This is a genomic window from Lentzea tibetensis, from assembly GCF_007845675.1.
GTDB classification, from domain to species: domain Bacteria; phylum Actinomycetota; class Actinomycetes; order Mycobacteriales; family Pseudonocardiaceae; genus Lentzea; species Lentzea tibetensis.
Genome location: NZ_VOBR01000004.1, coordinates 169955 through 183869, shown reverse-complemented (window position 1 = coordinate 183869; position 13915 = coordinate 169955). Strand labels below are relative to the sequence as shown.

The 13915-nt window shown below is 69.0% G+C and carries 15 protein-coding genes; 9 read left to right on the top strand and 6 right to left on the bottom strand.

Annotated features, from left to right (window positions below; genetic code table 11):
• Positions 1–47 precede the first annotated feature (47 nt).
• The 3 genes from FKR81_RS07230 to FKR81_RS07220 form a co-directional block, all read right to left on the bottom strand.
• On the bottom strand, positions 48–365 hold the full coding sequence (locus FKR81_RS07230) for a DUF3052 domain-containing protein (protein ID WP_235921360.1): 318 nt from the start codon (positions 363–365) through the stop codon (positions 48–50).
• Positions 352–1698 carry a glycosyltransferase family 87 protein gene (locus tag FKR81_RS07225; RefSeq protein ID WP_235921394.1) on the bottom strand — a complete coding sequence of 449 codons (1347 nt, stop codon included), beginning with the start codon at positions 1696–1698 and terminating at the stop codon, positions 352–354. Before FKR81_RS07225 ends, FKR81_RS07230 begins: the two co-directional genes overlap by 14 nt.
• A gap of 95 nt (positions 1699–1793) precedes the next feature.
• A complete protein-coding gene (locus FKR81_RS07220; RefSeq protein WP_146350149.1) occupies positions 1794–2564 on the bottom strand; it encodes a deoxyribonuclease IV in 771 nt (256 codons plus the stop codon).
• Between the two features lie 134 nt (positions 2565–2698).
• Here FKR81_RS07220 and FKR81_RS07215 point away from each other — a divergent pair, with 134 nt between their 5' ends.
• The 6 genes from FKR81_RS07215 (at position 2699) to dnaB (ending at position 7864) form a co-directional block, all read left to right on the top strand.
• Positions 2699–3634: a hypothetical protein gene (locus FKR81_RS07215; RefSeq protein WP_146350148.1), complete on the top strand. Its 936-nt coding sequence runs from the start codon at positions 2699–2701 to the stop codon at positions 3632–3634.
• A gap of 116 nt (positions 3635–3750) precedes the next feature.
• On the top strand, positions 3751–4059 hold the full coding sequence (gene rpsF, locus FKR81_RS07210) for a 30S ribosomal protein S6 (RefSeq protein ID WP_081901884.1): 309 nt from the start codon (positions 3751–3753) through the stop codon (positions 4057–4059).
• A gap of 29 nt (positions 4060–4088) precedes the next feature.
• The gene (locus FKR81_RS07205) at positions 4089–4589 is read left to right on the top strand and encodes a single-stranded DNA-binding protein (protein WP_146350147.1); all 501 of its coding nucleotides are present in this window, start codon (positions 4089–4091) and stop codon (positions 4587–4589) included.
• A gap of 60 nt (positions 4590–4649) precedes the next feature.
• Complete coding sequence (gene rpsR, locus FKR81_RS07200; RefSeq protein ID WP_030480165.1) at positions 4650–4889, top strand: 30S ribosomal protein S18; 240 nt, start codon at positions 4650–4652, stop codon at positions 4887–4889.
• Between the two features lie 16 nt (positions 4890–4905).
• Positions 4906–5361: a 50S ribosomal protein L9 gene (gene rplI / locus FKR81_RS07195; RefSeq protein WP_146350146.1), complete on the top strand. Its 456-nt coding sequence runs from the start codon at positions 4906–4908 to the stop codon at positions 5359–5361.
• Between the two features lie 475 nt (positions 5362–5836).
• Positions 5837–7864: a replicative DNA helicase gene (dnaB, locus tag FKR81_RS07190; RefSeq protein ID WP_146350396.1), complete on the top strand. Its 2028-nt coding sequence runs from the start codon at positions 5837–5839 to the stop codon at positions 7862–7864.
• Between the two features lie 18 nt (positions 7865–7882).
• Here the strand turns inward: dnaB and FKR81_RS07185 are convergent, their stop codons facing one another.
• Positions 7883–8446: a dihydrofolate reductase family protein gene (locus tag FKR81_RS07185; RefSeq protein WP_146350145.1), complete on the bottom strand. Its 564-nt coding sequence runs from the start codon at positions 8444–8446 to the stop codon at positions 7883–7885.
• Positions 8447–8558: 112 nt separating this feature from the next.
• Here FKR81_RS07185 and FKR81_RS07180 point away from each other — a divergent pair, with 112 nt between their 5' ends.
• Genes FKR81_RS07180 through FKR81_RS07170 form a run of 3 tightly spaced genes read left to right on the top strand, consistent with a single transcriptional unit; the run spans position 8559 to position 9821 of the window.
• Complete coding sequence (locus FKR81_RS07180) at positions 8559–8912, top strand: GatB/YqeY domain-containing protein (protein WP_222598191.1); 354 nt, start codon at positions 8559–8561, stop codon at positions 8910–8912.
• A 38-nt stretch (positions 8913–8950) separates the two neighbouring features.
• On the top strand, positions 8951–9445 hold the full coding sequence (locus FKR81_RS07175) for a VOC family protein (protein WP_146350143.1): 495 nt from the start codon (positions 8951–8953) through the stop codon (positions 9443–9445).
• 13 nt (positions 9446–9458) lie between these two features.
• On the top strand, positions 9459–9821 hold the full coding sequence (locus FKR81_RS07170; RefSeq protein ID WP_146350142.1) for a nucleotidyl cyclase domain-containing protein: 363 nt from the start codon (positions 9459–9461) through the stop codon (positions 9819–9821).
• A 68-nt stretch (positions 9822–9889) separates the two neighbouring features.
• Here FKR81_RS07170 and FKR81_RS07165 read toward each other — a convergent pair whose 3' ends face one another.
• Both FKR81_RS07165 and FKR81_RS07160 read right to left on the bottom strand, forming a co-directional pair.
• Complete coding sequence (locus tag FKR81_RS07165) at positions 9890–12976, bottom strand: chaplin family protein (protein ID WP_146350141.1); 3087 nt, start codon at positions 12974–12976, stop codon at positions 9890–9892.
• Between the two features lie 169 nt (positions 12977–13145).
• Complete coding sequence (locus FKR81_RS07160; protein ID WP_146350140.1) at positions 13146–13877, bottom strand: hypothetical protein; 732 nt, start codon at positions 13875–13877, stop codon at positions 13146–13148.
• Between the last annotated feature and the right edge of the window lie 38 nt (positions 13878–13915).

Sequence of the window (13915 nt, the reverse complement as noted above, 5' to 3'; positions counted from 1 at the left end):
CCCAGGATGCGCCGGGAAGTGGATCTGACGCATCGGCCGTCCGGGGGCTACCGGTCCTTCAGGCGCCTGACCAGCTTCAACCCGGACCACGTCTGGTCGACCCCACACACTTTCACGTCGACGAGCCCGTGTGCGAGCGCGTGTTCACGCACCAGGTTCTCGTCGAGATCGGAGCCGAAACCGGACGACTTCTTCGGCCAGGAGATCCACAGCGCGCCCGCCGTGGTCATCCGGGCGACCGACTTCTCCCACTGGCGGTGCAGGTCCGCGAGCATCGGGCAGAACACGAGCAGCACGTCGTACGGCTCACGGCCGGCGCGCGTGTGGTGCGGGCAGTCGAGTGCGAAGCCCTCAGGCGGGCTCACCAGAAGCACGCGGGAGCCGGGTTTTGCGCCCAACTTCACGTGGAGCGGCTTCCCCGAGTACCCCGCGCTCGTCGTCATCGTCAGAAACTACGTCGCGGGCCTTGAGGAACGCGACGAACAGGGCCACGAGCAGCGCGGCGCGTCCCCACACGCCGATCATCACGGCCTGCGCGGAGAAGCTGTCGTAGATGCCCGCCGGCTGGTTGAACTCGATCGCGTAGAACCAGCGGAAGATGCCGATGCCCATCGCGAGATCGGCGGCGAAGTACGCGAACGCCCACCGCAGCGGCACCCTGAGCAGCACGAGCATCGGGACCAGCCACAGCGTGTACTGCGGCGAGTGGACCTTGTGCAGCAGCATGAACCCGCACAGCATCGCGCCGGACACCGGGATCCACGGGTAGGTGCCCTCGGACTGGTAGCGCCGCCAGCCGAGCCAGCACGCGACGGCGAACGAGATGATGATCGTGACGGGGGAGAGCACGCCGACCAGCGACTGCATCTCGTCGTCGCTGATGAACGGGCGCAGGCCCCAGTACCAGACCGAGTTCGTGGTGATGTCCACCCGGCGCAGCTGCTGGAACGTGAACGACGCCTTCCAGCCCTCGTAGCCGGCGATCGCGAACGGCAGGTTCACCAGCACCACGGTGATGACCGCCGCGATCGCGACCCGCCACGCGCCGGCGAGGTCGTACTTCTTGCCGTCGGGCAGTTCCTTGCCGTCGCGGCCGCCGGTGAGGACGTAGAGCATCAGCGGCAGCACGAAGATGCCGGAGTAGATCTTGAACGCGAAGCCGAGCGCGAGCAGCACGGACGCGACGACCGAGCGTTCGACGAGCGGCCGTTTCCAGCGGTGCACGACGTAGACGGCCGCGACCGAGCACAGCACGACCGGCAGGTCCCAGTTGTGGAACGCGTACAGCACGAGCGGTGGACCGATCGCCCACAGCAGCGCGCGCCAGCGGGCCAGCTTGCCGAGCAGCCAACCGGTCAGCAGGCCGAACGGCATCATCAGCAGCGCCGAGTACAGCAGGAACTCCGCGTCGTTGTGCGCGAACAGCGCGCCTGCCCAGATCAGCAGGCCGGTCAGCACCGGGTACTCGACCGAGCCGCCGACGAGCAGGCCCCTGTCGTTGATGCCGCCGTCGACGTACGGGAAGACGTGCCGGTCGATGTCCCTGCCGATCCACAGGTGCTGGATGTCCGAGTAGCAGACCTCGGCCTTGTTGCGCTTGTCGTAGTCCGGCTGCGTGCGGCCCCACTCGTCGAACGACGGGCCGGTGCAGCGGTCCTTGTTCGCGAACCCGATCAGCAGGGTGAGCCCGCAGAGCATGACCAGCACGGCGAGGGCGGTGCGCCCGAAGCGGTTGCCTCGGCGCCCGGCATCACGCTGCTCGGGAACCACGGCCACCACCTCGTGCACAAGTCTCACCGGCCGAGCTGGTCGCGCAGGAACGCGATGTCGCCGGCCTGACCCTCGTCGGGTGTCTCCACCACGACCGGGGCGTCGGCGCTGGCGCAAACGGCCACCAGCTGGTCAGGGTCGATGGTGCCAGTATTGATGTTGGCGTGCCGGTCGCGGGAGGACGCGAACTCATCACGAGAGCTGTTGAGGTGCACCAGGTCGATCCGGCCGGTGATGGCCTTCACCCGGTCGACGATGCCGACCAGGTCCTCGCCCGCGGCGAACGCGTGGCAGGTGTCCAGGCAGAACCCCGCGCCGAACTCACCGACCGCGTCCCACAGCCTGGCCAGCGCGTCGAAGCTGCGCGCCATGGCGTTGTCGCCGCCAGCGGTGTTCTCGATCAGGATCGGGACGTCGAAGCCGCCGTCGGCCACCTGCCGCTCGAAGAACTTGCGCCAGTTCTGGAAGCCCTCGGCCGGGTCCTCGCCCTTGGTGACGTGGCCGCCGTGCACGATCAGGCCCTGCGCGCCGACCGCCTTCGCCGCCTTGGCGTGCTGGAGCACGTTCTTGCGCGACGGGATGCGGATCTTGTTGTTCAGCGACGCGACGTTGATCATGTACGGGGCGTGGATGAACACGGTGAGGTCGCTCGCCAGCAACGCCTCGGTCTGGGGGTGCGGCTTGGGTGCTTTCCAGCCCTGCGGATCGGACAGGAAGAACTGGACGACCTCGGCACCGCGTTCCGCCGCGGCGTCAACTGGGTCGTCGTCGCGGACATGTGCCCCGATGCGCATGCCAAGGAGGGTAGTCGGCGTCTGCAACGCACCTGCGACCGCCGCCGATAGGAGTAATTGTCAAAAGGAGACATGACCGGCGTCACCACCTGGCCGTACGTTCGTTACTTGTAAGTAGGAAAGGTGGACGGCACATGAGACTGGCGAGCGCGACCGCCGCGTTGCTCGTGACCTTGGTATCGGCCTCGATCGGTGCGGGGACGGCTGCGGCCGCTGACCCGATCGTCGTGGGCAGCTGCGCGACGTCCGTGCAGGGAACGCCTGGTCAGCCCGTCTCGCTGAGCCCGTCGGCCGTCGTCGGTCCCGTCACCGACCTGATCAACAAGATCCCGCTGCTCGGACCGCCGCTCGCCGCGCCGTTCAAGCAGGCGTTCACCGCGCTGCCGCCGATCCCGATCGGCGCAGTGCAGACGGGCACCACGACCATCTCCGGCGCCACCATCGCCAACCAGGTCGTCGCCGAGCTCAGGAAGATGCCGCTGCTCGGGCCGATCATCGGCACGCTCGCGTCGTCCGTGCAGACGACGCTGACGAACGGCTGCGGCGTCGTCGTGACCGGCGTGAACAAGGTGGCCGCGCCGATACAGGACGCGCCCAAGGCGCTGCCGAACCTGCCCGGCGCCGGGACCACCGCACCGACCGTCCCGCCCGGCACGCAGCCGCCCGCGGGCCAGCCGGGGACGACGCCTCCGGGCAGCACCCCGCCCGGCAACCAGACCGGTGCGACGCCGGTCGGCGGCGTGGCCGCGTCCAACGGGAACTTCAGCCTCTACTCGCTCGGCAACAACTTCGGCCGCGTGCCGCTGTTCAGCTACGGCTCGCTGCCGTTCGCGATGCCCGGCGTCTACTCGCCGTCGCCCGGCGTCCGGTACGGCTCCGCGGTGCCGAGGTCGACGACGGGCCAGGGCTACAACGGCGACCCGGTGCACACGGCGGGCCGGGCGCAGGCGCTGCCGCGGTTGCGCGGCGTCGGCGGTGTGGGCCTTCCGGTGCTGGTCGCGGTGCTCGCGCTGTCCTGCGTGACCGGTGCGCTGGTGCGCACCTGGGTGCTGCGTCGCACCCCGGCGTGACCACCCCGAAAAAGCCCGGCGAGCGCTCCTTGTTACTCTTTGTCAGTTGCTGACGCGACGACCCTCCTGCCACGGAGAGCCCGTGGCCGCGAGTCCACAGGAGGTGAGTGGTCCTCATGCGTCATTACGAAGTGATGGTCATCCTCGACCCCAGTCTCGACGAGCGCACGATCGCGCCGTCTCTCGACACGTTCCTCAACGTCATCCGCACCACTGGCGGAAACGTTGAGAAGGTCGAGGTTTGGGGCAAGCGCCGGCTGAGCTTTGAGATCAACAAGAACACCGAGGGTATCTACGCGGTGCTCGACCTGACCTCGACTCCCGACGCGGTGAAGGAACTGGACCGCCAGCTCGGTCTGCAGGAGACGGTGCTCCGGACGAAGGTCCTGCGCCGCGAGCCCGCCAAGTCGGCCGTCAAGGCCTGACGAACCTCGGATAGGGGAGCTCCCAAGCCATGGCTGGTGAGACGACGATCACGGTGGTCGGGAACCTGACCGCCGACCCGGAACTCCGCTTCACCCAGTCGGGTGCCGCGGTTGCGTCCTTCACGGTCGCATCCACGCCCCGCACCTTCGACCGCCAGTCCGGCGAGTGGAAGGACGGCGAAGCGCTGTTCCTGCGGTGCAACGTGTGGCGGCAGGTCGCCGAGAACGTGGCCGAGTCGCTCACCCGCGGTTCGCGCGTGCTCGTCACCGGACGGCTGCGCCAGCGTTCCTTCGAGACGAAGGAAGGCGAGAAGCGCACTGTCGTGGAGCTGGAGGTCGACGAGATCGGCCCCTCGCTGCGCTACGCGACCGCGAAGGTCAACAAGGTCAGCCGTGGAGACGGTGGAGGCGGCGGCTTCGGCGGCGGCGCTCCTCAGTCCCGTGGCGGTGGCGCCCCCGCTGACGACCCGTGGGGTTCCGCCCCGCCGGCCGGCTCCGGTGGCGGCTTCGCCGACGAGCCCCCCTTCTAGACCGACCGCACCGGTCATCCAGACATTCATTCACCGCGTAATTCCAGGAGTTAGAGACACATGGCCAAGCCGCCTGTGCGCAAGCCCAAGAAGAAGGTCTGCGCCTTCTGCAAGGACAAGAGCGCGAGCCTGATCGACTACAAGGACACGACGCTGCTTCGGAAGTTCATCTCCGACCGCGGCAAGATCCGTGCCCGCCGCGTCACCGGCAACTGCTCGCAGCACCAGCGCGACGTCGCTGTTGCCGTGAAGAACGCCCGTGAGATGGCGCTGCTGCCCTACACCTCGACCGCTCGCTGAGAAAGGAGACGCAACGATGAAGCTCATCCTCACCGCTGACGTGTCCGGCCTCGGTGCCCCCGGCGACGTTGTCGAGGTCAAGGACGGCTACGGCCGCAACTACCTGCTCCCCCGCGGTCTCGCGATCGTCGCGACCAAGGGCGCGCAGAAGCAGATCCAGGTCATCCAGCGCGCCCAGGACACCCGCCGCGTGCGGGACCTGGACCACGCCAAGGAGATCAAGGCGACCCTCGAGGGCCTCGGCGGCGTCACGCTGAAGGCCAAGGCCGCCGCCGGCTCGTCGAAGCTGTTCGGCTCGGTCACCGTCTCGGACATCGCCGCCGCGGTGAAGTCCGCCGGTGGTCCGGTTCTGGACAAGCGCGCGATCGAGCTGCCGGGTCACATCAAGACCACCGGCAAGCACTCGGTCACCATCCGGCTGCACCCGGAGGTCACCGTCGCGCTCCCCCTCGTGGTGACCGCTTCGGCGTAGTGCTTCATGGAAGCGCCACCTGGCCAGGTTGGTCTGGTCGGGTGGCGCTTTTGCACGTTTGGAGTAGCGTCTCGACACGGCTCGCCTGTGGATAAGTCGATGTGACACGAGGCTCGCGACACGCCGAAGAGACGGTTTGACGCGACACGCCGAGGGTGTCACCGACTAGTTTCTCCACAAGTTGTGCACAGCCGCTGACCTGCGGGTCTCCATGTCACGATTGTGGTTGTCCCCAGGTTGTCCCCACCTTCTACCCGGCTGCGGGCGCACATCCACAGGATGTCCACCGAGTTGTCCACAGGCTGGTTTGCTTGCTCCGGATGGGTCCCTCTAGCGTCGCCTCGCGGACATCGCCCATCGCGCAGTGTGGCCGGGCCGAAATCTCCGAAATTGTCAGACCCTCGGGGTACAAACCTGAGGTGCAGGCACGAGTCGATGGGGTGATCTCACGGTGGCGCTGGTAGACGACCGGGGCATGGCGGAGCCCGGATTCGAGCGCCAGCCTCCGCAGGATCTTGCTGCCGAGCAGTCGGTGCTCGGCGGCATGCTGCTGTCGAAGGACGCGATCGCGGACGTCATCGAGGCGCTCGCGCCGAACGACTTCTACCGTCCCGCGCACCAGGCGATCTACGACTGCGTGCTCGACCTGTACGGCAGGGGCGAGCCCGCCGACCCGATCACGGTGTCCGCCGAGCTGGAACGCCGCGGCGAGCTGCTGCGCGTCGGCGGTGCCCCGTACCTGCACACGCTGATCGCGACGGTGCCGACGGCCGCGAACGCCGGCTACTACGCGGAGATCGTCGCCGAGAAGGCGGTGCTCCGCCGTCTCGTCGAGGCGGGCACGCGCATCGTGCAGCTCGGTTACAACGGTGCCGAGGGCGCGGACGTCGACGAGGTGGTCGACCGCGCGCAAGCCGCGATCTACGAGGTCACGGACCGCCGCACCACCGAGGACTACGTGGCGCTGGAGGACCTGCTCCAGCCGACGATGGACGAGATCGACGCGATCGCGTCGCGCGGTGGCTCGTCGCTCGGCATCCCGACCGGCTTCGCCGACCTGGACGAGCTGACGAACGGCCTGCACCCCGGCCAGATGATCATCGTCGCCGCGCGTCCCGGTGTCGGCAAGGCGCTGGCGCTCGACACGCCGCTGCCGACGCCGACCGGCTGGACCACGATGGGCGAGGTCACCGTCGGCTCGCAGCTGATGGGTGCGGACGGCCGCCCGACGACGGTGGTCGCCGCGACCGAGGTGATGCCCGGCCGCCCGTGCTTCTCGGTGGAGTTCTCCGACGGCACGGTGATCGTGGCCGACGCGGAGCACCAGTGGCTGACCGAGTCGTGCAGCGAGACGGGTGGCTTCTGGGCGATCCGCACGACCGCGCAGCTGTTCGAGACCGCGGGCCTGTCCCGGCACTACATCCGCATGTCGCCGATGTGGGACCTGCCCGCCACGTCGCTCCCGCTGACCCCGACCTCGCTCGGCCTGTTCCTGTCCGGCTTCGGCGACCTCGAGCTGACCGACGCCGAGCTCCGCACCGCGAAGGAACTCGGCCTCGACGAGGACCCGCACATCCCGGCGGCGTACCTGCGGGCGAGCCGCTACCAGCGCCGCGACCTGCTGGCGTCGCTCACGGTCGACGGCCGCTTCGCCCGCCTGCGCCGCGACATCGAGGAGCTCGAGGGCACCCTCGGCAGCACCGAGCGGGTCGAGATCCGCGCGGTGCGCCCGGTCGCTTCGGTGCCGGTGCGCTGCGTCGAGGTCGACAACCACGACCACCTGTACCTCGCGGGCGAGTCGATGATCCCGACCCACAACTCGACGCTGGGCCTCGACTTCGCGCGGTCGTGCTCGGTGAAGCACGGCATGACCAGCGCCATCTTCTCGCTGGAAATGAGCCGCACCGAGATCGTCATGCGCATGCTCTCCGCCGAGGCGCGCATCCGCCTCGGCGACATGCGAGGCGGCAAGATGAGCGACGACGACTGGACCCGTCTCGCCCGCCGGATGAGCGAGATCTCCGAGGCCCCGCTCTTCGTCGACGACTCGCCGAACCTGACGATGATGGAGATCCGCGCCAAGGCCCGCCGCCTGAAGCAGCGGCACGACCTCAAGCTCATGGTCGTCGACTACCTCCAGCTGATGTCGTCCGGCAAGAAGTCCGAGTCACGTCAGCAGGAAGTCTCCGAGTTCTCCCGAAACCTCAAGCTGATCGCCAAGGAGCTCGAGGTACCGGTCATCGCGATCTCGCAGCTGAACCGCGGTCCGGAACAGCGCACCGACAAGCGGCCGCAGCTGTCCGACCTGCGTGAGTCCGGGTCGCTGGAGCAGGACGCCGACATGGTGATCCTGATCAACCGTCCTGATGCGTGGGAGCGGGACGACCCTCGCGCAGGCGAGGCGGACCTGATCGTGGCCAAGCACCGTGCCGGGCCGACGGCCACGATCACCGTGGCTCACCAGCTGCACTACTCGCGGTTCGCGGATCTCGCGCAGGGCTGACGTCTCGCGGGTGAGCGCTCAGCGCTTCGTCTCGTACCTGGTCAGGAGCACGCCGCCGGGAAACGTCCGCGTCTCCACCGGGTTCACGTTGACCCAGCTGTCCAGCGCGGTGAAGAACGGCGTGCCGCCGCCCACCAGGACCGGGTGAGTGGCCAGCACGTACTCGTCGATCAGCCCGGCCCGCATGGCCGCCCCGGCGAGCGTTGCGCCGCCGATGCCCATCGGGCCGCCGTCCTCGGCCTTGAGCCGGGTGATCTCGGTGACCGCGTCGCCGGTGACCACGCGGGTGTTCCAGTCGACCTCGTCGATCGTCGAGGAGAACACCACTTTCGGCGTCTCCCGCCAGTTCCGCGCGAACTCGATCTCCGCCGGGGTGGCGCCCGGCTGCTGGTCGCCGGTCGGCCAGTGGGAGCTCATCGTCTCCCACAGCTTGCGCCCGTACAGCGACAGTCCGCTCGCCCGCTCCTGGTCGAGCCACCACCCGAACAGCTCGTCGCTCGGCCCGCCCCAGCCGATGTCGTCGCCGGGGGCGGCGATGTAGCCGTCCAGGGTCACGTTCATGCCGTAGATCAGTTTCCGCATGGGGCCAGCCTTCCGTGTGTCGGTCTCCGGCGTGCAGACCGGCGCGGCGCGGGAAACTCATCGGTGAGCGCGTGGTCGGCCGCGCTTCGCGATGTACGTGGACAATGGACTGGTGATCGCCAGCCTGCGTGACGCACTGAAGACAGCCCTCAAGGCCCGTGACCGAGTGGCCATCTCGGCGCTCCGATCCGCCCTGTCGGCGATCGAGAACGCCGAGGCCGTGCCGGTCGAGGACTCCTCACTCCCGCTCACGGGGAACGAGCACTTCGCGGGTGCCACGGCCGGACTTGGTGCGGCCGAAGCGGTGCGCAAGGAGCTGACCGAGGCGGACGTGCTCGCGATCGTGGCGAAGGAAGCGCGGGACCGCACGACCGCCGCGGAGGAGTACGAGCAGCTCGGTCGTGCCGATGAGGCCGCACGGCTGCGCGCCGAGGCAGAAGTGCTGGCCAAGTACCTCGCGAAATAGGACCAGATCTGGCCTAGTTCGTCCCTAGCGTTGTCCACATGACGACGAACGAGCAGGTCAAGACCATCCCGGACGGGTACACGACGGTCACCCCGTGGATCATCACGAGGGACACCAACGCCCAGATCGAGTTCATGACGAAGGCGTTCGACGCTGAAGAGATCTTCCGAGTGGTCGGTGAGGACGGCACCATCGGTCACGCCGAAGCGCGCATCGGCACGTCGATCGTGATGATGTTCGACTCGCGGGACCACTGGATCGACACGCCCGCGTTCCTGCGTCTCTACCTGGACGACGCGGACGCCACGTTCGAGAAGGCGATCAACGCCGGGGCCACGGCGGTCACGCGGATGACGCACGCGCCGTGGGGTGAGCGGGTCGGCCGGATTCTGGATCCGCAGGGGAACCTGTGGTGGTTGCACACGCGGATCGAGAACGTCGACGAGGCCGAGTTGGCGCGGCGGGCGGAGGACCCGAAGTTCGTCGAGGCGATGAACTACATCCAGGGCTCGGACATCATCCCGCGCAGGTGATAGTTATTGCAGGGTGCTGCACGACCCGTTGACCGGGCTGCCCGGTCACGCACTGCTGCTCGACCGGCTGGACCAGGCGTTGATCAGGGCGCGGACCCGAGGGACGTTGGTCTCGCTGGTGCTGGTGCGCGTGGACGACGGGTTGATCGACGTCGCGCACGCACTTCGTGACGGTCTGCGCGCCGACTTCACGGTCGCGCGGTATCAGGACCGGACGCTCGCGGTGGTGGCGGAGCACGCGTTCGGCGATGGGGAACCGGTTGCGGAGCGGATCAAGGAGCTCGCACCGAAGGCGCACATCCACTGGGTGACCAGTGACGGCGACACGACCACGGACGACGTGCTGGCGTTCGCGAAAGTACCGGAAAAGGGCTGAGCCCCCCGGCGACACCGTCGCGTCGCCGGGGGGCTCAGTTTCTTACCGGAGGAAAGTGGTCTTGATCGTCAGAGACGGCCGGAGACCTTCTCGAACGCCTTCTCCGTGTCGAGCGCGCTCAGTGCCGAGCCGTCGACGGGCAGGTTGCGCGCCTTGGCGGCACCCAGGTCACCGGCCGGGTTGAGCTGCAGACCGCTCAGCGAAGCCGGGCCGCCGAGCGGCAGCTTCGGGGTCGCGGGCAGCGAGCGCTCGGTGGCAACCGGCAGCGCGGGGGCGGTCACCGGCAGGGCCGGAGCCGTCACCGGCAGGGACGGCAGAACCGGCACGTTCGGCAGGGTCGGCATGGAGCGCGCCTGGCCACCGACGAGACCGGTCACCGCGTCCAGCGGCAGTGCCTGGGTCGGCACGGCCGGGAGCTTCGGCAGCGAGATGCCGTTCACGTTCGGGTTCAGGTTGGCGAGCGAGCCGGCAACCGGAACCTCGGTGCGCTCCTGGGGCAGGCCGACGGGCAGACCCTGGGTGGGCAGCTGGCCCGCGAGCGACGCGGCCTGGGCCGGGTCGGGCAGCTGGTTCACCGGGAGCTTCTTCAGCGAGTCCAGGTTGGGGACCTGGTTCGCGGGCGCCAAGTGGTCAACGCCCTTGGGGAGCTCGATGCCCTTCAGGTTGGCGGACCGAACGGCGTCGGTCTCCTCGCCGGTGATCTGCGTGTTGTCGTCCGACACGGTGGTCGTCGCCTGGCCGAGCACCTCGGCCGGAACTTCCTTGACCTTGGCAGCGGCCTCGGCCGGAACCGTGATCTCGCGAGCGGTCAGCGGGCCGTTGCCCGCCGTCTGCATGTCGCCACCGGCCTGCGTGTACGACACCTTGTCGGTGACCGTGGTGGCCTTGCCGGCCGCCGCCACCGCGTCGCCGTAGACGCCGGGCTCGGCGTTCGCGGGGACGTGGATCAGGTTGCCGGACACCGAGGCGTCCTCGGCCGAGCTGTCGCTGTTGCCACCGGCGACGACGTTCGTGTCGGTCGTCGCGTCGGAGTTGGTGATGCCCGCACCCGACACGGTGTCACCCGGCGTCGCCGCGAACGGAACGGCCTGCGCACCGATCAGGTTGCCGGAGACAGAGCCGCCATCGGCGTTGCTGGTGACGTCGCCACCGGCGACCGAGTCGAGGTCGTTGACCGACGTCGCGTCGACGTTGCTGCCCGCGCCGACCGACTCGCCCTGCACCTGGGTGCCGGAGCCGACCGGAGCCGAGACGATGTTGCCCGCGATCGAGCCCTGCTCACCGGTGGAGGAGGCGTCGCCGCCCGCTGCCATGTTGGTGGCGTTGTCCGCCGCGGCGGTGTTGTTGCCGACCGCGGTGGCACCGGTGCCGAAGACCTGGGCGGGCGTCGAGGTCGGAGCCTGGACGATGTTGCCCGAGACCGAGCTCTTCTTGCCGGTCGCGTGCGGGTCGCCACCGGCGATCGCCTCGGTGTCCTGCTTGGTGTCGGTCGTGGTGTTGCCCACCACGCCGGCGGTGTCGCCGAAGACCTGAGCCGCCGCGGCGGTCGGAGCGGTGACGACGTTGCTCGACACCGTGCCGTTGTCGTCCTCGGTGTTGGGCGTGCCGCTGGAGCGGACGTCCTTCTCCTCGTCGGCGGTCGACGAAGAGCCACCAGCTGCGGCGGCCGTGGTGCCGTAGGTCTCGACCGGAACGGCGACCGGGACGGTGCCGATGTTGCCGGAACCGACGCTGTCGTTGCCCGTGGTGCCGTTGTAGCCACCCGTGGTCGACTCGACGTCGTTGGTGCAGGTGCCCGCGGCCTGGCCGCCACCCGCAGCGCTGTCGCCGCACACGTCCACGGCCGTGGCCGGAGGCACGGACGCGGTGTTCGCGGACAGGACCGAGTCGTCACCGTTGGTGTAGGTGCCGGAGCCGGCGTCCGTGTCCGAGGTGTTGGTGTGGTCGGTCGTGGCGTTGCCGACCGCGACCGCCGAGTCGCCACCGGCCGAGACCGGAAGCGCGATCGGGGCGTCCGCGATGTTGCCGGAAGCCGTCGAGCCCTCACCCGAGGTGCTGGTGAAGCCACCCGCGTCGGCGTCGTTGGTGGTCTCGGACGACGCGTCCGAGTTGCCGACCGCGGCGGCCGCGTTGTCGTCGACCGTGATCGGGCCGGCGAGCTGGGGCTGGACCACGTTGCCCGCGCCGGTGGCGGGGTCACCGTTGGTCTCGACCCAGGTCTGGATGTCGTTGATACCGGTGTGCGTGCCACCGGCCTGCGCCTTGCCGGTCTGCACCGAGTCCGTGCTGGCGTTGCCCGCACCGGCGACCGAGTTGCCGTTGACCTCGACCAGCGGGGCCAGGGGCACGCCGCCGACGTTGCCGCTGAGAGTGCTGTTCTCACCGGTCGTCTGGATCGAGCCGTCGGACACGGCGGTGGTGTCGGCCTCGGACTTCGCGTCCGCGATGCCCGCGCCACCGACACCGTTGCCGGTGATCTGGAACGGCGTGGCCCACTGGCCGACGATCGCGTTGCCGGAGACCGCGCCCTTCTCACCGGACGTGCGGTAGTCGCCGCCGGTGGTGGCTTCCTGCGTCGCGGTCGTGTCGGTGGAGGCGTTGCCGCCAGCCGCGATCGCGTTGCCGGTGATCTGGAACGGCGCGACCCAGTTGACCGCGACGATGTTGCCGGCGAGCGCGTTGCCCTCGCCGTCGGTGACGATGCCGGTGTCGCGGTGCGACTCCTGCGTGCAGTCACCCTCGGCGTGCGCGTCACCGAGGACGGCGATCGCGTTGCCGCAGATGTGGATCGGCACATCGACGTGCGCCTGAACCGTGTTGCCGCGGATGAGGCCCGAGAGGGCAGTGCCCTGCAGGCGCTCTCCGGCCTTGCGGACCAGCGGGTTGGTCGCCGGAGCGGCCGTCCGAGTGGGCACCGCGCTGGTGACGCGGTCCGTGCTGATGGTCCGGTCGATCTTGGGGGCGTCGATGTTCTTGAGCGGCGTCCCGAGGTTGGTCTGCTCGACCTTGATCGGAACGGCGACGCCTGCGTCAACTGCCGGCGGTGCTGCGTCGGGGTTGACGTTCTCCTGGGCAGAAGCGATGCCCGTACCGAGCATCAGCAAACCACCAGTGACAAACGCGGACTGAATGCCGCGCTTTGCCCAGGTCTGCATTGGGTCTCCTTTTCCATGTCCCTTTTGGGTAAAAGGGGGCTTTTGGGTGGCCGGACGCAGGAAGCGTCATCGGGGGGAGGCGCGGCGTCTCGACCACAGGAGCGCATGAGAAAAAGCGCGTCGGTCGATTACCGGGCAGCGTGGAGCTGCCGCGGACCGCGCGCTTGAATCAGTCGGGGGTGATACCGGGCTGCTTGCCCGGCGTCACGGAAACCTCGTCGGTGGACGGCGTGAGAGCACGCGCCACCGCGATGTCGTGAGCGGTGCCGGACGCAGCCTGAGCAGCGGAGTTGCTGCCGCCTGCAGAACCCGAGCCGTCGGAAGAGCAGCCGCAGTGCACGGGGATGTGCGCCGGGACCGGGAGCTTCCGAGACGGGTCGGCGGGAAGAGACGGGTGCTGTTCGTCGGACACCACGGAGTGGTGCGTCTCGAGCAGCTTCGTCCACTGGATGCCGGAGTAGCCGGCGGACTGCGGTGCCACGACGACGGGCGCGGCCGGAGCCTGCTCGACGGTCGTGGTTGCCGGCGCGGGCAGCGCGTTCGTCTCGGCACCGAGAATCTTGCCGGTGGGGACGACCGCGCCGAGGCGAGGCTGGACGAGGTCGGCGACCTTGCCGACGACGTCCTGGACCTGGCCCGCCGGCAGAGCGGCGCGAGCCTTCTGCTGCTCGGCGCGCAGCGTCTCGTCGACGTTGTCGACGAACTTCTTCGCGGGCTCGACGGCGAGGACGTCACTGGTGACGACCTTCGAGAACAAGTCGGCCTGCGGGATCTCCTCGGCGGCCTGCGCCGAGGAGGTGGTGAGTGCCCAGGCGACGGCCGTTCCGGCCACCGCACCGCCGACGGCGAGGAGCGCACGGCGAGCGAACCGGCGGATGCCGGCCACTCCCGTCACTCGCACGCCGTCAGCGGACAACCTGGGTACCTCCACGATTCGGG